Source organism: Streptomyces sp. MI02-7b, assembly GCF_033793585.1.
GTDB lineage: Bacteria > Actinomycetota > Actinomycetes > Streptomycetales > Streptomycetaceae > Actinacidiphila.
On sequence record NZ_JARAWX010000013.1, the window covers coordinates 25,835 to 52,110 of the forward strand.

The window sequence follows — 26,276 nt, forward strand, 5'->3', positions numbered from 1 at the left end:
GGGGCGATGACCATCCACGCCGAGCGGCTGCGCGAGGCCGGGCTGCCCGAACTCACCCCGGTGCTCGCCCGGCAGGGGCACCAGCTGCTGTTCGCCACCGTCTCCGGGGCGCACCTGTACGGGTTCCCCTCCGACGACTCGGACGTGGACGTGCGCGGCGTCCACCTCCTGCCGCTGGCCGAGTTCATAGGGCTGCGGGAGGGGGAGGAGACGCAGAGCCGCATGTGGGAGCAGGACGGGCTCGAACTCGACCTGGTCACCCACGACCTGCTGAAGTTCGCGCGCCTGATGCTGCGCCGCAACGGCTACGTCCTGGAGCAGCTGCTGTCCCCGCTGGTGGTGCACACCAGCGGGGTCCACGCCCAACTGGTCGACCTCGCGCCCGGCGTCGTCACCAGCCGGCACGCCCACCACTACCGCGGCTTCGGCCGCACGCAGTGGGCGCTGTACGAGAAGACCGGCGAACTCAAACCGCTGCTCTACACCTTCCGCGTCCTGCTCACCGGCATCCACCTCATGCGCACCGGCGCCGTCGAGGCCCATCTGCCGACCCTGCTGGACCAGCTCACCGCCCCGGAGTACGTCCGCGACCTCATCCGGGACAAGGCCCACGCCGAGCACGGCCTCGCCATGGACCTCGACCCGCGCCGGGTGCGTGCCGACGTCGAGGACCTCCAGGCCACCCTGGAGGACGCCGAGCGGGCCTCCCGGCTGCCCGCGGAGCCGACCGCGACCGCGTACGACGCGCTGCACGACCTCGTGGTGCGCACCCGGCTGGCGGCGGCGTGAGGCGGCCGGCCGCCGGGGCGATGGCCGGACTCGCCATCGGCGACGCGATGGGCTTCCCGACCGAGTTCAACGACGTCCCCGCGATCCTCGCCAAGTGCGGGCCGTGGCGCTCCATGGAGCTGCCCCGCCCGGCCTTCGTCACCGACGACACGCAGATGACGCTCGCCTTCGGGCGCGGTCTGCGCACGGCGACGGACCGCGGCCGGCTCACCCCGTCCCGGCTCGCCCGGCCGGTGCGGGAGGAGTACGTCGACTGGTACCACTCGCCCGACAACAACCGCGCCCCCGGCCGCACCTGCCTGGTCGCCTGCGAGAAGCTGAACCACCAGGACCGGCGGTGGCAGGAGGCCAGCCAGACCGGCTCCAAGGGCTGCGGGGCCAACATGCGTGTCGCCCCCGCGGGTCTCGTCCCCGGACTCACGCCGGACGAGCGGGCCGGTGCCGCCCAGTTGCAGGCCGCGCTGACCCACGGGCACCCCACCGCGCTGGCGGCGAGCGACCTGACCGCGTACGCCGTGCACGTGCTCGCCCAGGGCGCGACGCCCGGCGAACTGCCCGCGCTGCTGCGGGAGTACGCGTGCGCGAGCCGCGGGACGTACCAGGAGTGGTGGCTCGGCGACCTGTGGCGGTTCGCGCACGACCACAGCCCCGCCGACTTCGCCCGCCGCGGCTGGGACGAGTGCCTGAAGGTCCTGGACCGCCTGGACGCGGCGCTCGCGGCGCCGGACCCGGAGGCCGACCCGTGCCTGGCCACGGGGGCGGGCTGGATCGCCGAGGAGGCCCTGGCGACCGGGCTGCTGTGCTTCCTGCTCTTCCCGCAGGAGCCGCTGACGGCGGTCCGCCGGGCCGCGTGCACCTCGGGGGACTCGGACTCGATCGCGTGCCTCACGGGGGCGTTCGCGGGCGCCCACCTGGGCCTGGCGGCGTGGCCGCAGGAGTGGGTGGCGCGGATCGAGTACCGCGAGGAGCTAATGGCCCTCGGCGACCTCTGGGACGGCGGCAGCGGCTGACGCCCGGCGGACGCGGACGAGGAAGTCCTCGACGCGCGCTCGGTCGGGCTCGGCCGGGAGCGGGGTGCGCGCCGCCGCGGCGGCCGCCTCCTCGTGGAGGCGGTGCATCCAGGACTCGGCCTCCGGCCAGGGGACCTCACCGCGCTTGACCGCCAGCAGGCGGGTCCGCAGGTCCCCGACGTCGACGCGCAGTTCGCCGGTGCGCAGCAGGTCGCGCGCGGAGACCAGCAGCCGCAGCAGGTGCATCACGTGCTTCCAGCGCGGCGCGCCGTGGTTGCGCAGGTCCGCCTCCAGCTTGGCGCGCTGGCCCAGGGCGTAGCGGGTGAAGGTCTCGTGGACCTGCCGGGACAGGAAGGCGCCGCGCAGCTCCAGCAGTTCGCGCCCGGTCGCGTCGGCGTGCTCGACGAGCGGGGAGTGCAGGCACTCCAGGATGTTGGGGTTGGCACGCAGCGCCAGTTCGCAGAAGCGCTCCAGCTCCCAGGAGAACTGCTCCGGCGCGGGACCGTCGACGTGCGTCGGGGGCTTGGCGAAGCGCCAGAACAGCGCGGTGGGCGCGACGAAGACCCCTCGGCGGTCGGTGTCGCTGCCGTCGGTGGCCAGGCCGAAGGCCCGGGAGCCCATGACGCAGGCGTAGACGGTGTGGTGGCGTACGAGGTCGTGGTCGCGCATGGGGCGCGATCGTACGCGTCGGGCGAGCCGGACCTCACCCGCTTTCACGGTGACCGGCCGCGGCTCCAGCGGCCGCGGCGCGGGCCCGGCGGCCACCGATGCGTCGGCGACCTTGAATCCGCTCCCGTGGCAGGGGCAGTTGATCGTGCCCCCGGAGACGTCCTTCACCACGCAGCCTGGTGCGTGCAGACCGCGGAGAACGCCTTGACCCGCCGGCGGCCGGCTGCGTCACCACGATCTTCCGGTCGGCGAGGACCGTGCCGCCGCCGACGGGCACCGCGGAGGTACGGACACGGCGTATTCGGATAAAACGGAGCCTATGACCACACCGCGAGCGCCACCGCGCGGCCGTCCCCGTCCCGGCGCACCTCCAGCATCCCGACCACGGCGCTGCGGTTGACGCGCCCGTACACGTGCGGGAAGCGCGTCTCCTCGGGGACGCCGGGCGGCGGCACCGGTTCGGCCTCCTCCCACAGCACGCGGGCCTCCAGCGCCTGCTCGTCGATCAGCAGCACCATCAGCGGGCCCGGCGTGTTCCGGTAGAAGGCGTCGGCGACCGCGAGCGCCACGTCCTCGTCGGGCGAGCAGTGGACGAAACCGTCCTCGGCGAGCGACGAGGGGGCGTACGGCCGGTCCGGGTCGCGCAGCCAGTCGTCCAGGGGAACGAGGTGGTAGATCATGCCCAAGTTGTACCGCGCCCGTCTCGCGGGACGGGCGTGTCCACCACGTCCGGGCCTCCCCGACTACGCTGACCAGGTACGTGCGGGTCGAGGACACAGGGAGCAGGGACGTGGCGGTACGAGCGGTCCGCGGAGCCGTCCAGCTGGAGCGGGACGACGCGGAGCACATGCACGGACAGGTGGCGGAGCTGCTCACCGCGATCCTGGAACGCAACGACATCGCGGTGGACGACCTGATCAGCGTCTGGTTCACGGCCACCCCCGACCTGCACAGCGACTTCCCGGCGGTCGCCGCGCGCAAGCTCGGCATCACCGACGTGCCGCTGATCTGCTCGCAGGAACTCGACATCACCGGCGCGATGCCCCGCGTCGTGCGGATCCTCGCGCACGTCGAGAGCGACCTCGCCAAGGGGGAGATCTCCCACGTCTACCTCGGCGCCGCCGCCGCCCTGCGCAAGGACATCGCCCAGTGAGGACCGCCCTCGTCATCGGCACCGGCCTCATCGGCACCTCCGCCGCGCTCGCGCTGGCCGCGCGCGGCGTGGAGGTGCACCTGGAGGACCACGACCCGCGCGCCGCCCGTACCGCGGCCGCCCTCGGCGCCGGCACCGACGAGCCGCCCGCCGGACCGGTCGACCTGGCGATCGTCGCCGTGCCGCCGGCCCATGTGGCCACGACCGTCGCCGAGGCGCAGCGCCGCGGGCTGGCCCGCGGCTATCTCGACGTCGCCAGCGTCAAGGCCGGGCCGCGGCGCGACCTGGAGGCCCTCGGCTGCGACCTGACCTCGTACATCGGCACCCACCCGATGTCCGGCCGCGAGCGCTCCGGCCCGCTCGCCGCCACCGCGGACCTCTTCGAGGGCCGCCCCTGGGTGCTCACCCCGACCCCGCGGACCGACACCGAGGTCCTCAACCTGGCCCTGGAACTGGTCGCGCTGTGCCGCGCGGTGCCGGTGGTCATGGACGCCGAGGCGCACGACCGCGCCGTCGCGCTCGTCTCGCACACCCCGCACCTGGTGTCCAACATGGTCGCCGCGCGCCTCCAGAACGCCGAGGACAGCGCGGTGCGGCTGTGCGGCCAGGGCATCCGCGACGTCACGCGCATCGCCGGGTCCGAGCCCGGCATGTGGATCGACATCCTCTCGGCCAACCCCGGGCCGGTCGCCGACGTCCTCGCCGAGATCGCCGCCGACCTGACCGACACCGTGGAGTCGCTGCGGGCCCTGCAGTCCGCCGACGACGCCAAGCGCCGGGCCGGCGCCGGCGGCATCGAGGACCTGCTGCGCCGCGGCAACGCCGGTCAGGCCAAGGTCCCCGGCAAGCACGGCTCCGCCCCCAAGGCCTACGAGGTCGTCGCCGTCCTCATCGGCGACCAGCCGGGCGAGCTGGCCCGTCTCTTCGCCGACGCCGGGCGCGCGGGCGTCAACATCGAGGACGTCCGCATCGAGCACTCCACCGGCCAGCAGGCCGGCCTCGTCCAGCTCATGGTCGAGCCCGCGGCCGCCGCCCGGTTGTCCGCCGCGCTCCGCGAGAAGGGCTGGAACCTGCGGGCCTGAGCCCGGCCCCGGCGGGAGGTCCGGGTGGCCGTGGCGCAAACGTGGTACGGAGCCGAATGGGTGGCCCGGTAACCTTGTGGGGATGGCGTTCGCCAGCAGCACAAGGCTCCACGTACAAGGAAGGTCTCCCGACTGTGTCGAATCCGGTGATCGTCGCGATCGACGGCCCCTCGGGCACTGGCAAGTCCAGCACTTCGAAGGCGGTCGCGGCCAGGCTCGGGCTGAGCTACCTCGACACCGGTGCCCAGTACCGGGCGATGACCTGGTGGATGCTGAGCAACGGCGTGGACGTGGACGACGCGGCGGCGGTGGCCACGGCCGCCGAGAAGCCCGTGATCATCTCCGGGACGGACCCGTCCGGGCCGACGATCACCGTGGACGGCGAGGACGCGTCGGGCCCGATCCGCACGCAGGAGGTCACCGGCGCGGTGAGCTCCGTGAGCGCGGTGCCGGAGGTGCGGGCGCGGCTGGTGGAGCTGCAGCGCTCGGCGGCCTCGGGCGCGCCGGCCGGCATCGTCGTCGAGGGCCGGGACATCGGCACCACGGTGCTGCCGGACGCCACGCTCAAGATCTTCCTCACCGCGTCGCCGGAGGCCCGCGCCGCCCGCCGCGGCGGCGAGCTGACGGCCGCCGGCAACGGCGCGGTGGACCTCGCGGCCACCCAGGCCGCCCTCGTCCGCCGGGACGCGGCCGACTCCGGCCGCAAGACCTCCCCGCTGGCGAAGGCGGAGGACGCCGTCGAGGTCGACACCAGTGACCTCACCCTCGACCAGGTGATCGACCGCATCGTCGCCCTGATCGGGGAGAAGCGGGACGCTTCGTGAGCGGCACGTCCGGGATCCCGGGGCCGAAGGGGGTGGCCGTCGGCCGCCGCCTCGGCATCGGGATCATCAATGGCCTGTGGCGTCCCCGGGTGCTCGGTGCCTGGCAGGTGCCCGCCTCGGGCCCGGTGATCCTCGCCGTGAACCACGCGCACTACGTCGACGGCCCGGTACTCATGGGCACCTCGCCGCGACCGGTGCACTTCCTGATCAAGAAAGAGGCGTTCGTCGGGCCGCTGGACCCGTTCCTGCGCGGGATCGGCCAGCTCCCGGTGGACCGGCACAGCACCGACCGCACCGCCGTCACGGCCGCCCTGGGCGTGCTGGAGCGCGGCGGGGTGCTCGGGATCTTCCCGGAGGGCACCCGGGGCGAGGGCGACTTCGCCGAGCTGCGCGCGGGCCTGGCCTACTTCGCGGTGCGCTCCGGCGCGCCCATAGTGCCGGTCGCGGTGCTCGGCACGACCCGGCCGGGTCGGCTGATCCGCGGCCTGCCGCCGCTGCGCGGCAAGGTGGACATCGTCTTCGGCGAGCCCTTCGAGGCCGGGGACGGCAGCGGACGCCGCACCCGCACCGCGCTGGACGAGGCCACCGTGCGCATCCAGAAGCACCTGACCGCCCACTTGGACCACGCCCGGCGCAGCACGGGACGCGTGTCGTAGCGCCGCCCTGATCCACACTGGGGCAGACGGCCCTTGCCGGGCCCCGCACATTTGACGATCGACGGAGAAGCTTTCATGGACATCGAGAACGAGTACGGCGACGTCGGCGCGCTCGGCGACGCCGAGTACGCCGAGTTCATGGAGCTCGCCGCCGAGGAGGGTTTCGACCTCGACGACGTCGCCGGTGACCTCGCGGCGGCGGGCCACGGCCCGCTGCCGGTGCTGGCCGTCGTCGGCCGCCCGAATGTCGGCAAGTCGACCCTGGTGAACCGGATCATCGGGCGCCGTGAGGCGGTCGTCGAGGACCGCCCCGGCGTCACCCGCGACCGCGTGACCTACGAGGCCACCTGGAACGGCCGCCGCTTCAAGGTCGTCGACACCGGCGGCTGGGAGCAGGACGTGCTCGGCATCGACGCGTCCGTGGCGGCGCAGGCCGAGTTCGCGATCGAGGCCGCCGACGCGGTGGTCTTCGTCGTGGACTCCACGGTCGGCGCCACCGACACCGACGAGGCCGTCGTCAAGCTGCTGCGCCGGGCCGGCAAGCCGGTGGTGCTGTGCGCCAACAAGGTCGACGGCCCCTCCGGCGAGGCCGACGCGGCGCTGCTGTGGAACCTGGGCCTCGGCGAGCCGTTCGCCGTCTCCTCGCTGCACGGCCGGGGCACCGGCGACCTGCTGGACGCCATCTTGGAGGCCCTGCCCGAGGCGCCGATGCAGACCTTCGGGAACCTGGTGGGCGGCCCGCGCCGGGTCGCGCTCATCGGCCGCCCGAACGTCGGCAAGTCCTCCCTGCTCAACAAGGTGGCGGGCGAGGAGCGCGTCGTCGTCAACGAGATGGCCGGCACCACCCGCGACCCGGTCGACGAGCTGATCGAGCTCGGCGGCAAGACCTGGAAGTTCGTGGACACCGCCGGTATCCGCCGCAGGGTCCACCTCCAGGAGGGCGCGGACTACTACGCCTCGCTGCGCACCGCGGCCGCGCTGGAGAAGGCCGAGGTCGCGGTCGTCCTCATCGACGCCAGCGAGACGCTGGCCGAGCAGGACACCCGGATCATCTCGCTGGCCGTCGAGGCCGGCCGCGCCATCGTCATCGCCTACAACAAGTGGGACCTGATGGACGAGGAGCGCCGCTACTACCTGGAGCGGGAGATCGAGAAGGATCTCGTGCAGATCCAGTGGGCGCCGCGGGTGAACGTCTCCGCCCAGACCGGGCGGCACATGGAGAAGCTCGTCCCCGCCATCGAGACCGCCCTCGCGGGCTGGGAGACCCGGGTACCCACCGGCCGCCTCAACGCCTTCCTGGGCGAACTGGTCGCCGCCCACCCGCACCCGATCCGGGGCGGCAAGCAGCCGCGCATCCTCTTCGGCACCCAGGCCGGCACCAAGCCCCCGCGGTTCGTGCTCTTCGCCTCGGGCTTCCTGGAGGCCGGCTACCGCCGCTTCGTCGAGCGGCGGTTGCGTGAGGAGTACGGCTTCGAGGGGACGCCGATCCAGGTGTCGGTCCGGGTCCGCGAGAAGCGCGGCCGCAAGAAGTGACGCCCGACCTCGGGGGCCTGCCTCACAGGCCCCCGAGGCGGTTGTTCGCCGCGCCCGGGGGCAGGGCCGCCGGCCCCGTCAGATGGGTGCGGTGCCGCCCTGCCCGGTAGGCGGCGGACGACGGCAGGTGCCGCGGGCCGAAGCCGTTGAACTGCAGTTCCTCCTCGCCCGTGCGGTCACCGGGGAGGGTGCGGAACAGCCTGCGGTACTCGGAGTAGAGCGCGTCGTAAATCGGCGTGCCCTCGCTCGTGGACGCGTCCTGCGCGGTGCGCATGGGGGGGATCGGGCTGCGGTACGGGGCTCGTGAGGAAGCGTCAAAGGTGTGCACGTCGTGCCAACGATCAGGAAATGTCGCGGGATGCGGTTCGTACGGATGAATTACGCATTTACACCCGCACAGGCCAAAGGCGCGTACGGACTTCCGTACGCGCCTTGACGGGGGCCGGTCGGCTCAGGTGCCGGAGAGGGGCATCGTCGCCGCGACGAGCATCCTGTGCGCGCACGCCCGTTCCAGCGCCTCGCGCAGCAGGTCCTCGCGGGGCTGCTGGCCGATCGTGCCGTGCGGGGCGGCGTAGACGTACACCTCGTTGGACTTGTTGACGGCCGCGCGCCAGCCCTCGCTCACCGCGAGCGGCTGGTGCGCCTGCCACCACGCGCCGGCCGTGCCGGGCTGGAGGATCGCGTGCAGCTGGCCCATGGCGAGCAGTACGGACCAGCCGTGCAGCGGGGCGGGCGGGGTGGTGAGGTCACCGACGGGCGTGAAGCCCTGCTCGATCAGGATCGGCAGGAAGTCGTCGCCGGGGCCGTTCTCGCCGGGCCGGGCGATCGGGCCGGTGGGCTCGATGACCAGGGCCGGACAGACCTGGTCCTTGACCAGGATCAGGCCGCAGGTGATGCCGAGCACCGCCTGGCGCGGCGTGCCGCCGGCCTCCGCGGGCCGGGGCGCCTCGCTCCCGGAGATGCTCTGCACGGCGCCCTGCAGTTGCTCCTCCGAGACCGGGACGACCTGGGAGGGGATGCAGGTGGCGTGCGCGAAGGCGAGCACCGCGGTCTCCTCGCCGACGAAGAGCACGGTGCTGGTGCGCTCCGTCGAGGTGTCGCCGGGCGTGCGGCAGGAGGTGCAGTCATACGTGCCCGGCGCGCTGTCGCCGGCCAGCAGGCGAGCCGCCTCCTCATCGCCGATCTCGGCTCGTACCTCGTCGCTGACGTCGAGCATGGGCGGCACGAAAGCCTCCTTGGAATGTACGGCTACGGGCTCCTCTGCCGGGCCTCGCCCGGCACACAGTGACAACGGCCGATCTGTGGCGGGAGTCACGGCTTTGTTTGCTCGCACTCCTCTTGCTGCGTGCACAGGGTGAACGGCCGTGCGGAGCCGGTCACTCCATGTCCAACGATGGCCCTTCCCGGGCCCCGTGCGTATGTGAAAGGCATCACACGGCGCATATTCCCTGTGATGACATGAACGGACAAAGGACGATCAATCGGGTGTCCTGAATGCGGTCTTACTCCAGGTAACCGTCAACTGGCCTGCGGCGAAGGGGATTTGTTTGGCGGCAGGGGGTTGCGCTGCCTAGATTTGCCCGCCGTGTGCAGAGAGCACCACCCGGGAAAGCTCGCACGGAGGGTGACGGCGGATCAGCAAGCCGCCGTCGAGCGAGCGAGGGGGACGGGGCGCCGCGTCCAATGCGCGGGGCTGTTGTCCGCCGAGGGCCCGCACGACACGTGCGGCGCCATGGGGGAACCCCGGGTCCGTGGAGAGGGATTCCATGGCCGTAAACGCCAAGTACCGACAGACCGCACTGCTCGCCGGCGCCGCCGCGCTGACCCCGCTGGCCCTCCTGGCCGCCGCGGGGCCCGCCAAGGCCGCCGACAGCGGGGTCTGGGACCGCATCGCGAGCTGCGAGAGCGGCGGGAACTGGCACATCAACACCGGCAACGGGTACTACGGAGGGCTGCAGTTCTCCGCGGGTACCTGGCGCGCCTACGGCGGCACCGCCTACGCGGCGACCGCGGCAGGGGCGAGCCGGGAGCAGCAGATAGCCGTCGCCACCAAGGTGCAGCGGTCGCAGGGCTGGGGAGCCTGGCCGACCTGTTCCGCCCGTGCGGGGGCGTACGGCAGCGCGCCGGGCGGCGGTTCGGCCCCCGCGGCACGCAGGGCCCCGGCGGCCCCCAAGGCCGCCGCGACGCCCGGGCACTCCGCCCCGCGCCACAGCGATCGAGGGCACCGGCGGGCCGAGGGGCACGGCAACTACCGTGTCCGGCCCGGTGACACGCTCAGCCGCATCGCGGCCGACCACGGCACCAGCTGGAAGAAGCTGTACGCGGTCAACGCCTCGGTGATCGGCGCCGATCCGAACCTGATCTACCCCGGTCAGCGGCTCTCCGTCTGAGGCCGCGGAACCGTCCGCACCGCGCCCGCCCGGTCGTGCTCCGACCGGGTGGGCGTCGTGCCCACCGGGCGCGGCGGGCGGCGGCCCCCGCCGTGCGGTCCTAGCGTGCCCCCCATGTGCCCCACGCCCCCCACGTCCCCCCGTCACCGAGCGGCCGCCGGAGCGGGCGCCCGCGGCCTCGTGGTCTTACTGCTCGTCCTGTGGTCCGCCCTGGTGTCCGGACGGGCTTTCGGGTATCCGGTCGCGCACGCCCCGGTCTGGCAGGACCTGGCCCAGTGCGAGTCGGGCGGCCGCTGGGACACCAACAGCGGCAACGGCTTCTACGGCGGCCTGCAGATCTACCAGCCCACCTGGGTCTCCTTCGGCGGGCTGGACTTCGCCGACCGGGCCGACCTGGCCTCCGCCGACGAGCAGATCACCGTCGCCGAGGCGATCCTGCGCAGCCAGGGCTGGCCGGCCTGGCCGACCTGCTCGCGCCGGCTGGGCCTGTACGGCCGCGCCCACGCCGTCCAGCCCGGCGACACCCTGCAGAGCGTCGCCGAGCGCTTCTCCGTCGCCGGCGGCGCCGCGGAGCTGATCCGCCTCAACGAGGGGACCGTCGCCCCGGACCCGCTGGCCCCGCTCGCCCCGGGGACGCTGGTCCGCCTGCCCTAGCCCGGTGTTCGCGGGCAACTGCCCTGCCGGCCGCCGGCAAGGGGGAACGCGAGGTGCCGCGTCGGCGCCCGGCGGGTTCGTCGAAGCCATGCGGGTCGGCCTGCCCGTGGCCGGCGCCGACTGCCCGCTCGGCCCGGGGGAGGTCGTCGCGCACGGGACGGACGGCCTGCTGGTGCCGCCCGGCGACACCGACGCCATGGCGGCGGCGCCGCTCCGGCTGATCAACGACGACGAGACCCCCAAGCGCATGGGCCGCGCCGCCCTGCTCAAGGGCGCCCACCACGAGCCGCGGCGCGTAGCCGGCGTGTACACCGACCTCCTCCAGGGCTTGCTGGACCGCCGGTCCGGGGCCGCGGGCCGGGTACGGGGCGTGGGGCGGCACGCCGGCGGAACGGCGCTCGCCACCGCCTACGCGGGCAAGGACGCCGCCAAGGCCGCGCTGCGGAGCTTCCCCTCGCCGCCGAAGGCGGGGAAGCGGGCGGAGGGGGCAGCGGGACGGGCGACGCAGCCCAGGACGCCAGGCGTCCCGGTCACCGCGCGTCCGACCGCGCCGCCTGCTCCGACACCGTCGGGTGGTGCAGGTCGAAGGCGGGGGACTCGGAGCGGATCCGGGGGAGCGCCGTGAAGTTGTGCCGCGGCGGCGGGCAGGAGGTCGCCCACTCCAGGGAGCGGCCGAAGCCCCACGGATCGTCCTCCTCCACCTTCGTGCCGTGCCGCGCGGTGACCCAGACGTTGCAGAGGAACGGCAGCGTGGAGATGCCCAGCAGGAACGCCCCGATCGTCGAGACCGTGTTGAGCGCGGTGAAGCCGTCCGCCGCCAGGTAGTCCGCGTACCGCCGGGGCATCCCCGCCACCCCCAGCCAGTGCTGGACCAGGAAGGTGGTGTGGAAGCCCACGAACAGCGTCCAGAAGTGGATCCGCCCCAGCCGCTCGTCGAGCATCTTGCCGGTGAACTTGGGCCACCAGAAGGAGAAGCCGGCGAACATCGCGAACACCACGGTCCCGAAGACCACGTAGTGGAAATGCGCGACGACGAAGTACGAGTCGCTGACCTGGAAGTCCAGCGGCGGCGAGGCGAGGATCACCCCCGTCAGCCCGCCGAACAGGAAGCTCACGAGGAAGCCCACCGCCCACAGCATCGGCGTCTCGAAGGAGAGCGAGCCGCCGAGCATCGTGCCGATCCAGTTGAAGAACTTCACGCCGGTCGGCACCGCGATCAGGAACGAGGTGAAGGAGAAGAACGGCAGCAGCACCGCGCCCGTGACGAACATGTGGTGCGCCCACACCACCATCGACAGACCGGTGATGGCCATCGTCGCCCCGACCAGGGTGGCGTAGCCGAAGACCGGCTTGCGCGAGAAGACCGGCAGGATCTCGGTGATGATGCCGAAGAACGGCAGCGCGATGATGTAGACCTCCGGGTGCCCGAAGAACCAGAACAGGTGCTGCCACAGCAGCGCCCCGCCGTTCGCGGGCTCGAAGACCAGTGACCCGAAACGCCGGTCCGCCTCCAGGACGAGCAGCGAGGCCGCCAGCACCGGGAAGGCCATCAGCACCAGCACCGAGGTGAAGAGCACGTTCCAGGTGAAGATCGGCATCCGGAACATCGTCATGCCCGGCGCCCGCATCCCGACGATGGTCGCCACGAAGTTGACGGCGCCGAGGATCGTCCCGAAGCCCGCCAGGGCCAGCCCCATGATCCACATGTCGGCGCCGACCCCCGGCGAGCGGGTCAGGCTGTTCAGCGGCGCGTAGGCGAACCACCCGAACGACGCGCCACCGGTCGGCGTGAGCAGTCCGCCCAGCACGATCAGCCCGCCGAACAGGAACAGCCAGTACGACAGCATGTTCAGCCGGGGGAAGGCGACGTCCGGGGAGCCGATCTGCAGCGGCATGATCTCGTTCGCGAATCCGGCGAAGGTCGGGGTCGCGAAGAGCAGCAGCATGATCGTGCCGTGCATCGTGAACAACTGGTTGAACTGGTCGTTCATCATCAACTGGAGCCCCGGGCGGGCGAGTTCGGCGCGCATCAGCATGGCCATGGCGCCCGCCGCGAGGAAGAAGCAGAACGAGGTGATCAGATAGAGGTGCCCGATCTTCTTGTGGTCGGTGGTGGTCAGCCAGTCCACCGCCAGGCGTCCCGGCCGCCGTGGCGTCCGCACCCGCTCGTCGGTGGTCGGCGCCGCGTACGTTCCCATCCGCGCGCTCCCTCGTGATCGGAGTTGCTGCCGGTGTGTGCACCGTAGCCCGGGGTAAGCGACGGGAGGGCGCGCCTCGCCCATCGGACCGACCGGCCGACGGGGCGTGCCGGGACCGGTGGGTGACCGCTTCGGACCGTTCCGGGCGGCTCGCCGGCACCGTTGAGCGCGAGGTCGAACGAAAGTACGATAAAGGTGTCATGCCGTAGCGCAGCGAGGGGGGCACCCCGTGACGCACCCGGACTTCCACCGCGCGCTCGCCTGCGCGCTCGCGGCCGCCCGGCGCGGCTTCCCGGTCATCCCGCTGTCCCGTACCAAGCTGCCCGCCGTGCGGTCGCCGCACCGCGGTGAGACCGGCGGCGGGATGTGCCGCGGCCAGTGCGGGCGGTTCGGGCACGGGGTGCACGACGCCTCCACCGACCCCGTGCGGATCGGAGAGCTGTTCGCGGCGGCGCCCTGGGCCTCGGGGTACGGGATCGCCTGCGGCCGTCCGCCGCACTACCTGATCGGCCTGGACCTGGACCGCAAGGGCGGTGCCGACGGCCTCGCCGACCTGGTGGACCTGGCGGCGCGGCAGGGCTTCGCGGTGCCGTGGACGCGTACGGTGCTCACCCCGAGCGGGGGACGGCACCTGTGGCTCACCGGCCCGGCGGAGGTCGTCGTCCCGAATTCGGTGAGCCGGCTCGGCCGCGGCATCGACGTGCGCGGCAGCGGCGGCTACCTGGTGGGGCCGGGCTCGGTGACCGTCGCCGGCCGCTACCGCTGGGACCCGCCGACCGCGTCCATGCCCCCCGCCGCCGTGCCGCGGCGGCTGCTGCGGCTGCTCATGACGCCGTCACCGAAGCCGTGGGCGGCGCGTGCCGGGGCGGCCAGGGCGGGGAGGGCCCGCGGGGCGGGCGCGGACACCGCGGGCCCGCTGATCCGCTTCGTCCTCGGCTCGCTGGAGGGCGAGCGCAACGAGCGGCTGTTCTGGGCCGCCTGCCGGGCCTTCGAGAACGGCCACGGCGAGGACGTGGCCGCCGAGATGGTCGGCGCCGCCGTCCGTACCGGTCTGTCCGAGCGCGAGGCGGCCGCCACGGTGGGCTCCGCGCGCAGACATGTCCTGCGGGGGTCTGGCGGCCCGGGCGTCGCGGGAGCACGCTGACGTCATGACCTCCACCGTATCGAGTACCGGCCGGGTCGGGATCACCGAGGACGCCGCGGGTCTGCTGCGGCGCCTGGCGGACGAGCACGGCCCGTTGATGTTCCATCAGTCCGGCGGCTGCTGCGACGGCAGTTCGCCGATGTGCTATCCGCAGGGGGAGTTCCTCACCGGGGACTCCGACGTGCACCTGGGCGACCTCGGTGTCCCCGGCATCGATCCGGTGCCGGTGTGGATGTCGCGGGACCAGTTCGCGTACTGGAGCCACACGCATCTGACGATCGATGTGGTGCCGGGGCGCGGCAGCGGCTTCTCGCTCGAGGCGCCGACCGGCAACCGGTTTCTCATTAGGTCGCGGTTGCTGACCGACGATGAGCTGGCGGCTCTGGGGATGTGATGTGAGGGAAGTGTGAGGGTCGTTTCCGCTAATTCCGGGACCCCCTGACGCGGTGATATCGGCGACCGATGGCGTGAATTCGAGGGGGGATTGGAAAACCGGGTGCCGGGCGCATGAACGGTGCACGCCAAACGCGTCTCGGTATTCTGTGACAGAAGTGTGACGATGGCGCGTCGGCGTGTCTTCCGTCACGGCTCGTATGCGCCTACGGTGGCTCACATGGCTACCGACCCGGGCGGCACGCCCCCCGCATCGCATCCCCAGGACCCGCCGGACGCCTATGTCGGCCTCACGGCGGACGAGGCCGAGCGCCGTGCCACGGAGCGTGGCTGGACCACCGTCCGCTCCCTCCCGCCGGGCGCGATCATCACCATGGAGTACCGCGCCGGGCGGCTGAACTTCACCGTCGACGGCGGCCGGGTGACCCGCTGCTGGTCCGGCTGACGCGCTCCCGGCCCCCGCCCTGCGCCGACGGCCCCGGCACCCCTGGGAGGGGGTGCCGGGGCCGTCGGCGTACGTACGCGGTTGTGCCGGGTGCGTACCGGCCGCCCCCGGGATCAGCCCGTGGTGCCGCGGCCGCGCCCCGCGCCGCTCTGCCCGAGCGGGCCCGGCCGTGCGGCGCGCTCGGCCGGCGGCCGGCGGCTGCCGGCCGGGGTGACCGGGCTGCGCTCGTGGCGGGTGGTGTGCGGACGGGCCGCGTGGTGGGGAACGCCCGGTGCCGCGTTCGGCGTGCGGCCGCTGACCACCAGGCTGTCCCGGTCCGCCTCGGAGTCCTCAGCGACCTGCGGGGCCGCCATGGCCGGGCTGGCCGGCCGGACAGTGGCGGCCAGCACGGCGGCGCCCCGCCGGCGGGCCCAGACGGTCCTGATCCACTGCTCGGAGGAGGCCATCAGGGGCTCGAACCAGGGCAGTGCCAGCAGGATCAGCAGGCCGGCCGCCCAGCCGAGCAGCACGTCGCTGACCCAGTGGGTGCCCAGGTAGATGGTGGTCATGCCGACGCCCAGGGCCAGCAGCGCCGCGATGACCGAGGTCACCCGGCGGACCCACGGGGTGGTGGCCAGGTAGGCGAGAACGCCCCAGGTCACGACGGCGTTGGCGGTGTGGCCGGAAGGAAATATATCGCCGCCGGCGAAGAGCTCGGCGGATCCGGCGGTGGTCGCGTAGTGCGGGCCGAGCCTGCCCAGCCCGTACTTCACGGATCCCACGGTGACGTTCAGCAGCAGCAGCGAGGTGCCGAGCACCAGCAGCGGGTGCAGGGTGCGCTGGCGCCAACCGCGCCAGCCCAGCCAGACCGCCACGATCACGGCGGTGGGGCCGCGCTGGCCCAGGACGACGAAGTAGTCGAGGAAGGCGTGGATCTGCGGCCACTGCTTGTACGGCCGGAACATCATGACCTGCCAGTCCAAGGTCACGAGCTTGGACGTGGTCAGCACGGCTACGACGATGGCCACATACGCCACCAGCGTGGAACCGAACAGCAGTCCGCGTGTTCGGCTCATGCGCGGGAGCGCCTGGGCTGTCTCGGGCTTCACCGGACGGTGAAGCTTGTCATCGGTACGCACTCAATCGACGTTACAGCGTGTGATGGGTGAGTTCGGCCTGAAGAGCCCCTTCGTAATGACGATGTGATGTGGACTGCGTCTCAGTACACCCATTGGAGGTACTCCGGCGGGGTGCATTGAGCCAAATGCGCGAACTCCTGGATTTCGCGTTTGGAAGGCGGTCCGCCCGATCATGGAAAATCTCGCGTTCGATTTTCTCGGCATCGGTTTATCAATGATTATCCGATGCTTTACCCATGAGTTGTCATGGTGTTCGCCCGCCGTTCATGATCACATTCGGTGACCGGATGGCTCCGGCGTGGATGGCAGGACATGTCCGGCAGGTCCGCCGTGCGGGATTCGGGCGTGACGGGGACCACGTCCGAACGTGCCCCGCACCCTCCACCGGCCGCCGGGTCTCGCGTAGTGTGTCGATTTCACTCGCCCCGTCGCTGGGTTCCCCCGGGACCGTTCCCCATGTCCTGCCCGGCCGCACCGCGAGCGCACCGCTGGGAGGTACGTACATGACAGGGACGACCTCGGCCGGCGTCCCCGGTCCGGCCGCCGTCCCCCGGCGCCACAGGCCGGTCAGCCGCTGGACCGTCCTCATCGTCCTCTGCATCAGCCTGCTGCTCGTCGCGCTCGACGCGACCGTGCTGCACGTCGCCGTCCCCGCCGTGAGCGAGGATCTGCGCCCCAGTGCGATAGCGCTGCTGTGGATCGTCGACGCCTATCCCCTCGTCGCCGCGTCCCTGCTGATCCTCTTCGGCACCCTCGGCGACCGGGTCGGCAGACGCCGCATCCTGCTGCTGGGGTACGCGATCTTCGCGATCGCCTCCGCGGTGGCGGCCTTCGCCCCCACCCCGGAGATCCTGATCGGGGCCCGGGCGCTGCTCGGTGTCGGCGGCGCCATGATCATGCCGGCCACGCTGTCGATCCTGCGGCAGGTCTTCCCTGACCGCCGGGAGCGGGCGGTGGCCATCGGTGTGTGGAGCGCCGTCGCGGCCGTCGGTGCGGCGGTCGGTCCGGTCCTCGGCGGTTTCCTCGTCGAGAACTTCTGGTGGGGCTCGGTCTTCCTGATCAACATCCCCCTGATGGTGGTCATCCTCCCGGTCGCCCGCTGGCTGCTGCCGGAGTCCCGCGGCGAGCAGGACGGCCCGTGGGACGTGGTCGGCGCGCTGATGGCGGCCTTCGGCGTGCTCGGCGCGATCCTCGGCGTGAAGCGGCTCGGCGGCGGGGCCGCGGTGTACGAGCCCTCCGTGCTGGTGCCGCTGCTGGGCGGCTGCCTGCTGCTGGTGGTCTTCGTACGGCGGCAGAACCGGCGCGAGCACCCGCTGATCGACATAGGGATGTTCCGCCGCCCGGCCTTCGGCACCTCCGTGGGATGCATCGTCCTCGCGCTGCTCGCCCTGGTCGGCCTGGAGCTCATCGCCGTCCAGTACCTGCAGCTCGTCCTCGGCCTCAGCCCCCTGGAGACCGGGCTGCGGCTGCTGCCGCTGACCTTCGCCGCCATGGGCGCCGGGCTGCTCGGCTCCCGGGTGCTCGCCCGCTCCGGCCCGCGGGCCATGGTCGCGGGTGGCTTCGTGCTCACCGCGGGCGCCGTGCTGGGGCTCACCCTCATGGGTCAGCACGACCGGCCCTGGGTGTTGACGAGCTGCTTCGTGCTGCTCGGCTTCGGGCTGGAGACCACCTTGTTCGCGGCGTACGAGTCGATGCTGAGCGAGGCCCCTGCCGAGCAGGCCGGCGGCGCCGCCGCGATCGGGGAGACCTCGTACCAGCTCGGGGCGGGCCTCGGCATCGCCCTGCTCGGCAGTGTCATGAACGCCGCCTACGCGCCGGACGTCGCCCGGACCCCCGGGGTGCCCGCCGGCGCGGGGGTCGCGGCCGGCAAGTCGCTCGGCGAGGCCTACGAGGTCTCCGACCGCCTCGGCGGGACCGCGGGCGCCTCGCTGCGGCACGCGGCCCGGCACGCCTTCGTGCACGGCATGCACATCACCCTCGTCGTCAGCGCCGGACTGCTCCTGCTGGGGGCGGTGGCCGCGCTGCGGCTGCCGCGCCGCATGGAGTGCACCGCCCGGCAGGCGTCGCCCTCCGCGCCCGCCGGGGTCCCCGCCCCGCGCGAGCACGCGATGGCCAGGGTGGAGGCCTCCCGCTGAGCCGGGAGCGGGGTCTTTACCCGGCACCGCCGCGCAAGTAGCTTCGGGCGTGAAGCACCGTGATCACCGGAGGGACGACGATGTCCGCTGGAAAGCCGCCGTTCGACCCGTACGACCCGCTGGGTCTCGACGACCTGCTCGGCGACGAGGACCGCGCCGTGCGGGACACCGTGCGCGCCTGGGCCGCCGACCGTGTGCTGCCGCACGTGGCGCAGTGGTACGAGCGCGGCGAACTGCCGGTGATCCGTGAACTGGCCCGTGAGCTCGGCTCGATCGGCGCGCTCGGGATGTCGCTGACCGGTTACGGCTGCGCCGGCGCGAGCGCCGTCCAGTACGGCCTGGCCTGCCTGGAACTGGAGGCGGCCGACTCCGGCATCCGCTCCCTGGTCTCGGTCCAGGGCTCGCTGGCGATGTACGCCATCCACCGCTTCGGCTCCGAGGAGCAGAAGCAGCGATGGCTGCCCCGCATGGCGGCGGGCGAGGTGATCGGCTGCTTCGGCCTCACCGAACCCGACCACGGCTCCGACCCGGCCGGCATGCGCACGTACGCCAAGCGCGACGGCTCCGACTGGATCCTGAGCGGCCGCAAGATGTGGATCACCAACGGCTCGGTCGCCGGGGTCGCCGTCGTCTGGGCCCGCACCGACGAGGGCATCCGCGGCTTCGCCGTCCCCACCGACACCCCCGGCTTCTCGGCGCCGGAGATCACCCACAAGTGGTCGCTGCGTGCCTCGGTCACCAGCGAACTGGTGATGGACGACGTCCGGCTGCCCGCCGACGCGGTGCTCCCGGAGGTCACCGGTCTGCGGGGGCCGCTCAGCTGCCTCAACCACGCCCGGTACGGCATCGTCTGGGGCGCGATGGGTGCCGCCCGCAGCAGTTTCGAGGCGGCACTGGAGTACGCGCGGACGCGCGAGCAGTTCGGGCGCCCCATCGGCGGCTTCCAGCTGACCCAGGCCAAGCTCGCCGACATGGCGGTCGAACTGCACAAGGGCATCCTGCTCGCGCACCACCTGGGCCGCCGGATGGACGCGGGCACGCTGCGGCCCGAGCAGGTCAGCTTCGGCAAGCTCAACAACGTCCGCGAGGCGATCGAGATCTGCCGCACGGCCCGCACGATCCTGGGCGCGAACGGGATCTCGCTGGAGTACCCCGTGATGCGGCACGCCACCAACCTGGAGTCGGTGCTCACCTACGAGGGCACGGTGGAGATGCACCAACTCGTGCTGGGCAAGGCGCTCACGGGCCTCGACGCCTTCCGGTGACGGGCCCGGCGGCCGGCTCCGGGGGCGGGGGCACCCCGGAGCGGCCTCAGCTCTGGTTGAAGAAGCCGTCGCCGCCGTGCTTGCTGTCGGCGTTGACGACCAGGTAGTCGGGCGGGGTCAGCAGGAAGACCCGGTTGGCCACGCGGTCGATGGAACCGCGCAGGCCGAAGGTGAGGCCGGCCGCGAAGTCCACGACGCGCTTGGCGTCGGCGGAGTCCATGGCCGTGAGGTTGACGATGACCGGGACGCCCTCCCGGAAGAGCTCGCCGATGCCGCGGGCGTCCCGGAAGCCGTCCGGGGTGACCGTGGCGATGCGGCGCCCCTGCTCCTGCGCCGACTCCGAGGCCACGCGCACACGGGGGTCGGTGACCCAGGAGTCGCTCGGGGACGCCTCGGCGCCCTCGCCGTAGTCGGCGTACTCCTCGTCGTAGTACTCCTCGCCGCCGTTGTCGTCGACGAGGCCCAGCCAGGCGCTCGCGCGTCGTACCGAACCCATGGACGCCTCCTCTCTCACACACGGTCAGTCTGCCGTCCGCATCCCTATCGTCGTCCATGATGCGGAGGATGCGCCAAGTGGATACCCGGCAGGGTGGGGATTCGTGACATACCTGGTGCATTAATCTGCCCGGAAGTACCCGGTTGACGCAGGCGATACGGGCATCTGACGGATCATCGGAAAGTTTGCCGCCCGTGAGGGTGACAGCGCACGGCCGGATAGCCGATCGGCTGACGTATAACATGACCAGCCGATGAGGTAGTCCATCGCAGCACAGGACGTGTGGGGGAAGCGATGTTCGGAATCGTCAGGCCGTGCCGGCATCGGCTGCCGGAGACTCTGCGCACCTCTTGGGTGGCCCATCTGTGCGGGCTCTGCCTCGCCCTGCGGGACGAGCACGGGCAACTGGCCCGCGCCGCCACCAATTACGACGCCCTGATCATCTCGGTGCTGGTCGAGGCGCAGACGGCGGGCGCGGCCGGCGCGAACGGCACGGGGAGGACCGGCGCGGTCTCCCGCAGGACCGCCGGGCCGTGCCCGCTGCGGGCGATGCGGACCGCGCCGGTCGCCAAGGGGGAGGGCGCGCGACTGGCCGCGGCGGTGTCCCTGGTGCTGGCCTCGGCGAAGATGCGCGACCACGTGGCCGACGGCGACGGACTGCTGGCGCGGCGCCCGATGGCCGCGGCGGCGCGTACGGTGGCGCGGCGCTGGGACCGCGCCGGTGCCGCGACCGGATCGGCGCTCGGCTTCGACACCGCGGTGCTGGTGGACGCCGTGGACCGGCAGACCGCCATCGAGGCGGCGGCGGGTGCCGGCACCCCGCTGCTGACCGTCACCGAGCCCACCGAGACCGCGACGGCGGCGGCCTTCGGTCACACCGCGGTGCTGGCCGGCCGGCCGGACAACCGCGCGCCGCTGGAGGAGGCGGGCCGTCTCTTCGGCCGGCTGGCCCATCTGCTGGACGCGGTGGAGGACCTGGACGCGGACGCCGCCGCGGGCGTCTGGAACCCGCTGGCGGCCACCGGCACCGGCCTGGACGAGGCCCGGCGGCTGTGCGACGACGCCGTGCACGGCGTACGACTGGCGCTGCGGGACGCGGAGTTCACCGACGGCCGGCTCACCCATGAACTGCTGGCGCACGAACTGCGCCGCTCGGTGGAGCGCGCCTTCGGCGCGACGTGCGCGCACCAGTCCCCGGGCCCGGGGCAGCCGGCGTCGCCCTGGCTCACGCCCGGACCCCCGCACCGGCCCGGCCCGGGACGCGGGTTGCTCGCCGGGTGCGCGGTGTGGTCGGCACTGTGCTGCACGTGCCAGATCTGCTGCCGGGACCACTACGAGGACCCCTGGTCGGGCAAGCGGCGTGAGGGCTGGTGCTCCAGCTGCGACTGCTCGGGATGCGGTGACTGCTGCGATTGCTGCGACTGCTGTGACGGTTGTGACTGCTGCGGGTGCGACTGCTGAACCGGCGAGGGAGGGAGAGCGCGAAGGCCTGAGAAGCCGTCAGGGCAACCGCCGGCAACGACATGCGGGGCGGAACCAGCAGGTCAGCGGCAACAGGAGGCCGACCACACCCGACCGAAGTCGATGTGGCCCCGGATGACCAGCCGGCATGTGCGCATGGTCACAGTGGAACAGTTGTGCGTCGGGCCCGTCAACCGGACCGGGCGGGCTGCCCGGCATGTGGACGGGCTTGACACGGTCCGCCGCGCCGGGCTTAGCCTCGTGGCGGGCCTGGGGCCCCCGCGTTGAGGGACGCGGCCGCGTGAAGGCATCACCGTGTTTCTTCGAGCGTGTCCACGGAGCCCGCGCATGCCTGACGACCCCTCCGCTTCTCTCCCCTCGCCCTCCGCCTCTTCGCCCTCCGTCTCGCGCCGGTCGGTCGTCATCGTCGGCGCCGGCCCGCGCGGCACCGGGCTGCTGGAGCGGATCGCCGCCAACGCCGCCCAGTTGTACGACGGCGCGCCGGTCGACCTGCACCTGGTCGACCCGTTCCCGCCGGGCGGCGGCCGCATCTGGCGGCGCGAGCAGTCCCCGCTGCTGTGGATGAACTCCATGGCCGAGGACGTCACGATGTTCACCGACGAGACCGTCGAGGCCGCGGGGCCGATCCGCCCCGGGCCCTCGCTCGCCGAGTGGTCCGCCGGGATCCGCGGCGGGGAGATCGCGGCCACCGGCCTGGACGCGCACCTGCGCGCCGAGACGGCTGCACTGACGCCCCGCAGCTTTCCCAGCCGGCGGCTGCAGAGCGCCTATCTGGCCTGGGTCCTCCAGCGGGCCGCCGCCGCGCTGCCGCCGGGGATCACCCTGCACATCCATCCGCACCGCGCGGTGCGGGTCACCGGTCCGCGCGACGGCCGGCAGAGCGTCCGGCTGGAAGGCCGCGACCGGCCCCTGCCCGCGGACCTCGTCGTGCTCGCCCTCGGCCACCTCGACGCGGACCCCGACACCGGGCAGCGGGCCCTGGCCGCCTTCGCCGCGGAGCACGGACTGACCTACCTGCCGCCGGAGTTCACCGCCGACAGCGACCTGAGCGTGCTGCCGCCCGGCGAACCCGTCCTCGTGCGCGGACTCGGACTGGCCTTCGTCGACCTGATGGTGCTGCTCACCGAGGGGCGCGGCGGACGCTACGAGGAGGACGGCGGCGGCGGGCTGACGTACCGCCCCTCGGGGCGCGAGCCCGTGCTGCACGTCGGGTCGCGGCGCGGTGTGCCGTACCACTCCAAGATCGGCTACATATGGGAAGGCGAACCCCCGCCGCTGCCGCGCTTCTTCGGTCCCGCGCAGATCGACGAGGTGCTGGCCGGTCCCGGCCGTCCGGACTTCCGGCGCGACGTGTGGCCGTCGGTCGCCAAGGAGCTCGGATTCGCCCACTACCACCGGCTGTTCGCCACCCGCCCCGAGCGCACCACCATGAGCTGGACGGACTTCGAGGAGAAGTACGCCGCCGCCGGACCCGGCGGCGCGGACCTGCTGGCCCTGACCGTGTCGGCCGTTCCCGACCCGGCGGACCGCCTGGACCTCGACGCCCTCGACACCCCGCTCTCCGGGATCCGCTTCGACGGTCCGGAGGAACTCCAGGAAGCGCTGCGCGCCCGCATCGAGGCCGACCTCGACCGCCGCCACGACCCCGCGCACAGTCCGGACCTCGCGGTCTTCCTCGGACTGCTGTCGGTGTACGGGCAGATGCTGCGGCTCGGGGACGTCGGGCCGTGGTGGCACGGCTTCTTCAGCTTCCTGGCCTCCGGGCCTCCCGCCCCCCGGCTGCGGCAACTGCTCGCGCTGTCACGGGCCGGGGTGGTCCGCTTCCTCGGCGCGGACACCGGGATCGCCGCCGACCCGGTGCGCGGGGTGTTCCGGGCGAGCAGCCCCAGCGTGCCCGGTGCGGTCACCGAGGCGCGGGCCCTGGTCGAGGCCCGGCTGCCGGAACCCACCCTGGAACGCACCCGCGACCCGCTGCTGCGCTCGCTGTACGCGGGCGATGACGCGGGCGCCGACGGGGACGACGGCGCGGGCGCCACCGCCACTCCGGCCGGGCTGCTGGCGGTCACCGCCGCCGACGGGCGGATCGTCGACCGCTCCGGCCGCCCGCACCCCCGGCGCTTCGCCCTCGGACCGCACACCGACGCCCGTGCCTCGGGCGCCTTCACCCGGCCGCGCACCAACGGGCCGGCGTTCCGGCAGAACGACGCCACCGCCCGTGCGCTGCTGTCCTTCCTGCGCGGCACGGCCTGTCCCGGCGCGTAGGACCCGGTCCGCCCGCACCCCTCGCGCGTCCCCCCGTTGCCCCCCCGCGCGCGTTCGCCGTATCCGTCCACCGACCGGAGGCACCGACCCCATGCCCGCCCCCACCCGCCCGCTGCACCTGGCCGCCGCCGTCGACGGCCGGGGGCAGGACGCCTTAGTGCCCGCCCCCGTGGACCTGGCCCGGCTCGCCGAGCGCGGCGCGCTGGACTTCGTGACCCTCGACGCGGGTCCCGCCTGTTGCGCCGCGCTCGCCGCACTGGCCCGGGTCGCCCCGGCCACGGACCGCATCGGGCTGGTGCCGGCCGTCTGCGCCGCCCCTGCCGAGCCCCGCCACATCTCGGCGGCGGTCGCCGCGCTGGACCGGATCAGCGGCGGCCGGGCCGGATGGATGGCGGGGGTCGCCGAGGACGGGTCCGGCGGCCGGGCCGCCGGACGGAGACCGGCGGCGGGTCCGGCGGCGGCACGGTGGCGGGAGGCGGGGGAGGCGGCCGCCGCCGTCGTCCGGCTCTGGGACGACGGCGGCGGGGAGGAGGCCGGCGCCACGGACCGGTGCGCCGGCCACGAGACCTTGCCGCATCCCGATGTGCGGGGTGCCCCCTTGGGGGCGCAGGGCCACCCGGTCACCGTCGTCCGCGCCGTCGCACCGGAGGCGGTGGAGACCGCCGCGCGCCACGCCGACGTGGCCATCGTCCGCGCCGCCGACCGGTGGTCGGCCGCGGCGGCCGGGGAGGACCTGCGCGCCCGTGCGGCCGCGTGCGGCCGTGACCCGGACCGGCTGCTGGTGCTCGCCGAGGTGGCCGTGGACCTCGGCAACGCCGAACCGCCCGCACGGTTCGGCGCCGAGCCCGTCCTCGTCCGGGATCCCCGGCACGGTCCGACCCACGCGGGCGGTCCCGGCGCCCTGGCCGATCTCATGGGCGCCTGGCACGTCGACGGCGCCGTCGACGGCTTCCACATCCGGCCGCTGAGCCCCGCCCGGGACCTCGAACGCCTCGTCAACGGCACGGTGCCGCTGCTCCAGCACCGCGGGCTGCTGCGCCGCTTCCACCCGGGCGTCACGCTGCGCGAGCACCTGGGCCTGCCCCGGCCGGCCGGACGGCGCTGAGGCGCACCTCCGGCGGCGCGGCGCGGTTTTCACCCGCCTCCTTCCCGCCTCCTTCCGCCCCGTTCCCGCCACGCGGCCGGGCGCCGCCCCGCGCGGCGGGTGCCGTCGAGGGGATCCGCGCCCACCAGGCGATACGGGACCGCGCGCCGCCGTGCCGCGGCCGGCCCGCCCCGCCAGGTCGCGGAGCCCCACGAGGGGCCGGCGGCCGAAACCTGCCCTTGTGTGCTTGTGCACGGCTCTTGAATACTCCCGAGTGCGCAGCTTGGCAGGGGCACGCCATCCCCCACGGTGGCGGAGTCCCGCTGCGCCTCACCGGCTCGCGCTACGCGGGTCAACTTCCGTTCCCCCACAGGAGGACAAGCGTGAGGATCAAGCGCACGACGCACACTCCCGCCCCCAGACGCGTACGGCTGATCGCCATCGCGTCCGGTCTGCTCGCGGCCACCGCGCTCACCCTGCCCGCCGCCCAGGCCGCACCGTCCCCCAAGGCCTCACCGGAGGCCGCCACGGCGCTCGCCGCGTCGCTGGGCACCGGCTCCACGGCCGGTTCGTACTACGACGCCAAGGCCAAGGCCATGGTCGTCAACGTCACCACCAGCAAGGCCGCCCAGGCCGTCAGCGCAGCAGGCGCCGTGCCCAAGCTCGTGGCGCACAGCACCGCGCAGCTGAACCAGGCCGGCAACGCGGCCCTGGCCGCGGACGTCGCGGGCACCTCGTGGGTCATCGACCCCAAGAGCAACCGCCTGGAGATCACCGCGGACAGCACGGTCAGCAGTGCCGAGCTCTCCAAGGTGCAGAAGGCCACCGCCCCCTACGGCGCGGCCGTCACCTTCCGGCGCACGGCGGGCACCTTCAAGCGGCTGATCGCCGGCGGCGACGCCATCTACGGCGGCGGCTACCGCTGCTCGCTCGGCTTCAACGTCCGCAGCGGCAGCACGAACTACTTCCTGACCGCCGGCCACTGCGGCGAGGTCGCCTCGACCTGGTACTCCAACTCGAGCCAGTCCTCGGTACTCGGCACCAACGTCAGCTACAGCTTCCCGACCAACGACTACGCGCTGGTCCGGTACACCAACACCTCCGTCGCCAAGGGCGGCACGGCCGGCAACACCGACATCACCAGCGCCGGCAACGCCTTCGTGGGCCAGGCCGTCCTGCGTGACGGTTCCACCACCGGCATCCACAGCGGTACGGTCACCGGCCTCAACGCCACCGTCAACTACGGCGGCGGCGACGTGGTCTACCAGATGATCCGCACCAACGTCTGCGCCGAGGGCGGCGACTCCGGCGGTGCCATGTACACCTCCGGCGGCATCGCGCTCGGTCTGACCTCGGGCGGCAGCGGCAACTGCTCCAGTGGCGGCACCACGTTCTTCCAGCCGGTCACCGAGGCCCTGAGCGCCTACGGCGTCAGCGTCTTCTGACCCGCCCGGGCACCACGCCCATCCTCTCGTCCCTGATGTGCCCGGCGGC

26 protein-coding genes are annotated in these 26,276 nt (G+C 73.2%); 19 read left to right on the top strand and 7 right to left on the bottom strand.

Going from position 1 to position 26,276, the window contains the following annotated elements; genetic code table 11:
• Positions 1-6: 6 nt before the first annotated feature.
• Both PV364_RS21860 and PV364_RS21865 read left to right on the top strand, forming a co-directional pair.
• Positions 7-789, top strand: coding sequence for a DNA polymerase beta superfamily protein (locus PV364_RS21860; protein ID WP_319661841.1), 783 nt, complete (start codon positions 7-9; stop codon positions 787-789).
• Positions 790-809: 20 nt separating this feature from the next.
• Positions 810-1,799 (top strand): ADP-ribosylglycohydrolase family protein, encoded by a 990-nt coding sequence (locus PV364_RS21865; protein ID WP_319662049.1) that lies wholly within the window; start codon positions 810-812, stop codon positions 1,797-1,799.
• On the opposite strand, the gene PV364_RS21870 is transcribed toward PV364_RS21865, so the two are convergent.
• Together PV364_RS21870 and PV364_RS21880 are read right to left on the bottom strand one after the other, a co-directional pair.
• Positions 1,758-2,468 carry a DNA polymerase beta superfamily protein gene (locus PV364_RS21870; protein ID WP_319662050.1) on the bottom strand — a complete coding sequence of 237 codons (711 nt, stop codon included), beginning with the start codon at positions 2,466-2,468 and terminating at the stop codon, positions 1,758-1,760. The genes PV364_RS21865 and PV364_RS21870 overlap by 42 nt on opposite strands.
• 317 nt (positions 2,469-2,785) lie before the next feature.
• The gene (locus PV364_RS21880) at positions 2,786-3,148 is read right to left on the bottom strand and encodes a DUF952 domain-containing protein (RefSeq protein ID WP_319661842.1); all 363 of its coding nucleotides are present in this window, start codon (positions 3,146-3,148) and stop codon (positions 2,786-2,788) included.
• A gap of 110 nt (positions 3,149-3,258) precedes the next feature.
• Between PV364_RS21880 and aroH the strand changes: the two genes are divergently transcribed.
• From aroH to der, 5 genes are all read left to right on the top strand, one after another.
• Positions 3,259-3,621 carry a chorismate mutase gene (gene aroH, locus PV364_RS21885; protein ID WP_319661843.1) on the top strand — a complete coding sequence of 121 codons (363 nt, stop codon included), beginning with the start codon at positions 3,259-3,261 and terminating at the stop codon, positions 3,619-3,621.
• Positions 3,618-4,703 (top strand): prephenate dehydrogenase, encoded by a 1,086-nt coding sequence (locus PV364_RS21890; protein WP_319661844.1) that lies wholly within the window; start codon positions 3,618-3,620, stop codon positions 4,701-4,703. The genes aroH and PV364_RS21890 overlap by 4 nt, the downstream gene beginning before the upstream one ends.
• 134 nt (positions 4,704-4,837) lie before the next feature.
• The gene (gene cmk, locus PV364_RS21895) at positions 4,838-5,527 is read left to right on the top strand and encodes a (d)CMP kinase (protein ID WP_319661845.1); all 690 of its coding nucleotides are present in this window, start codon (positions 4,838-4,840) and stop codon (positions 5,525-5,527) included.
• Positions 5,524-6,183: a lysophospholipid acyltransferase family protein gene (locus PV364_RS21900; protein ID WP_319661846.1), complete on the top strand. Its 660-nt coding sequence runs from the start codon at positions 5,524-5,526 to the stop codon at positions 6,181-6,183. The genes cmk and PV364_RS21900 overlap by 4 nt, the downstream gene beginning before the upstream one ends.
• Before the next feature lie 75 nt (positions 6,184-6,258).
• Complete coding sequence (gene der / locus PV364_RS21905; protein ID WP_319661847.1) at positions 6,259-7,716, top strand: ribosome biogenesis GTPase Der; 1,458 nt, start codon at positions 6,259-6,261, stop codon at positions 7,714-7,716.
• Between the two features lie 22 nt (positions 7,717-7,738).
• Here the strand turns inward: der and PV364_RS21910 are convergent, their stop codons facing one another.
• Together PV364_RS21910 and PV364_RS21915 are read right to left on the bottom strand one after the other, a co-directional pair.
• Positions 7,739-7,990, bottom strand: a complete 252-nt coding sequence (locus PV364_RS21910) for a hypothetical protein (protein WP_319661849.1) — start codon at positions 7,988-7,990, stop codon at positions 7,739-7,741.
• A gap of 177 nt (positions 7,991-8,167) precedes the next feature.
• Entirely contained in the window at positions 8,168-8,941 is a 774-nt protein-coding gene (locus tag PV364_RS21915) for a hypothetical protein (protein WP_319661850.1), read from the bottom strand.
• Between the two features lie 541 nt (positions 8,942-9,482).
• On the opposite strand from PV364_RS21915, the gene PV364_RS21920 reads away from it, so the two are divergent.
• The 3 genes from PV364_RS21920 to PV364_RS21930 all read left to right on the top strand — a co-directional run bounded on the left by PV364_RS21920 (position 9,483) and on the right by PV364_RS21930 (position 11,385).
• Complete coding sequence (locus PV364_RS21920; RefSeq protein ID WP_319661851.1) at positions 9,483-10,106, top strand: transglycosylase family protein; 624 nt, start codon at positions 9,483-9,485, stop codon at positions 10,104-10,106.
• Positions 10,107-10,220: 114 nt separating this feature from the next.
• On the top strand, positions 10,221-10,760 hold the full coding sequence (locus PV364_RS21925; RefSeq protein WP_319661852.1) for a transglycosylase family protein: 540 nt from the start codon (positions 10,221-10,223) through the stop codon (positions 10,758-10,760).
• Positions 10,761-10,848: 88 nt separating this feature from the next.
• Positions 10,849-11,385 (top strand): glycosyltransferase, encoded by a 537-nt coding sequence (locus PV364_RS21930; protein ID WP_415924587.1) that lies wholly within the window; start codon positions 10,849-10,851, stop codon positions 11,383-11,385.
• Here the strand turns inward: PV364_RS21930 and ctaD are convergent.
• Entirely contained in the window at positions 11,291-12,958 is a 1,668-nt protein-coding gene (gene ctaD, locus PV364_RS21935) for a cytochrome c oxidase subunit I (RefSeq protein WP_319661854.1), read from the bottom strand. The genes PV364_RS21930 and ctaD overlap by 95 nt on opposite strands.
• Positions 12,959-13,187: 229 nt before the next feature.
• Here ctaD and PV364_RS21940 point away from each other — a divergent pair, with 229 nt between their 5' ends.
• The 3 genes from PV364_RS21940 (at position 13,188) to PV364_RS21950 (ending at position 14,940) form a co-directional block, all read left to right on the top strand.
• Positions 13,188-14,102: a bifunctional DNA primase/polymerase gene (locus PV364_RS21940; RefSeq protein WP_319661855.1), complete on the top strand. Its 915-nt coding sequence runs from the start codon at positions 13,188-13,190 to the stop codon at positions 14,100-14,102.
• A gap of 4 nt (positions 14,103-14,106) precedes the next feature.
• Positions 14,107-14,496, top strand: coding sequence for a DUF779 domain-containing protein (locus PV364_RS21945; protein WP_319661856.1), 390 nt, complete (start codon positions 14,107-14,109; stop codon positions 14,494-14,496).
• Between the two features lie 219 nt (positions 14,497-14,715).
• A complete protein-coding gene (locus tag PV364_RS21950; protein ID WP_319661857.1) occupies positions 14,716-14,940 on the top strand; it encodes an I78 family peptidase inhibitor in 225 nt (74 codons plus the stop codon).
• 113 nt (positions 14,941-15,053) lie between these two features.
• On the opposite strand, the gene PV364_RS21955 is transcribed toward PV364_RS21950, so the two are convergent.
• A complete protein-coding gene (locus PV364_RS21955) occupies positions 15,054-16,058 on the bottom strand; it encodes a phosphatase PAP2 family protein (protein WP_401976806.1) in 1,005 nt (334 codons plus the stop codon).
• A 503-nt stretch (positions 16,059-16,561) separates the two neighbouring features.
• Here PV364_RS21955 and PV364_RS21960 point away from each other — a divergent pair.
• Complete coding sequence (locus PV364_RS21960) at positions 16,562-18,193, top strand: MFS transporter (protein WP_319661860.1); 1,632 nt, start codon at positions 16,562-16,564, stop codon at positions 18,191-18,193.
• A gap of 80 nt (positions 18,194-18,273) precedes the next feature.
• Entirely contained in the window at positions 18,274-19,458 is a 1,185-nt protein-coding gene (locus PV364_RS21965) for an acyl-CoA dehydrogenase family protein (protein WP_319661861.1), read from the top strand.
• Between the two features lie 46 nt (positions 19,459-19,504).
• Here PV364_RS21965 and PV364_RS21970 read toward each other — a convergent pair whose 3' ends face one another.
• Positions 19,505-19,954 carry a cell division protein SepF gene (locus tag PV364_RS21970; protein WP_319661862.1) on the bottom strand — a complete coding sequence of 150 codons (450 nt, stop codon included), beginning with the start codon at positions 19,952-19,954 and terminating at the stop codon, positions 19,505-19,507.
• A 294-nt stretch (positions 19,955-20,248) separates the two neighbouring features.
• Between PV364_RS21970 and PV364_RS21975 the strand changes: the two genes are divergently transcribed.
• From PV364_RS21975 to PV364_RS21990, 4 genes are all read left to right on the top strand, one after another.
• Entirely contained in the window at positions 20,249-21,415 is a 1,167-nt protein-coding gene (locus PV364_RS21975; protein WP_319661863.1) for a DUF5685 family protein, read from the top strand.
• A 348-nt stretch (positions 21,416-21,763) separates the two neighbouring features.
• Positions 21,764-23,698: an FAD/NAD(P)-binding protein gene (locus PV364_RS21980; RefSeq protein ID WP_319661864.1), complete on the top strand. Its 1,935-nt coding sequence runs from the start codon at positions 21,764-21,766 to the stop codon at positions 23,696-23,698.
• Between the two features lie 91 nt (positions 23,699-23,789).
• Complete coding sequence (locus PV364_RS21985) at positions 23,790-24,803, top strand: LLM class flavin-dependent oxidoreductase (protein WP_319661865.1); 1,014 nt, start codon at positions 23,790-23,792, stop codon at positions 24,801-24,803.
• Positions 24,804-25,165: 362 nt separating this feature from the next.
• Complete coding sequence (locus PV364_RS21990; protein ID WP_319661866.1) at positions 25,166-26,227, top strand: S1 family peptidase; 1,062 nt, start codon at positions 25,166-25,168, stop codon at positions 26,225-26,227.
• The last annotated feature ends 49 nt before the right edge of the window (positions 26,228-26,276 follow it).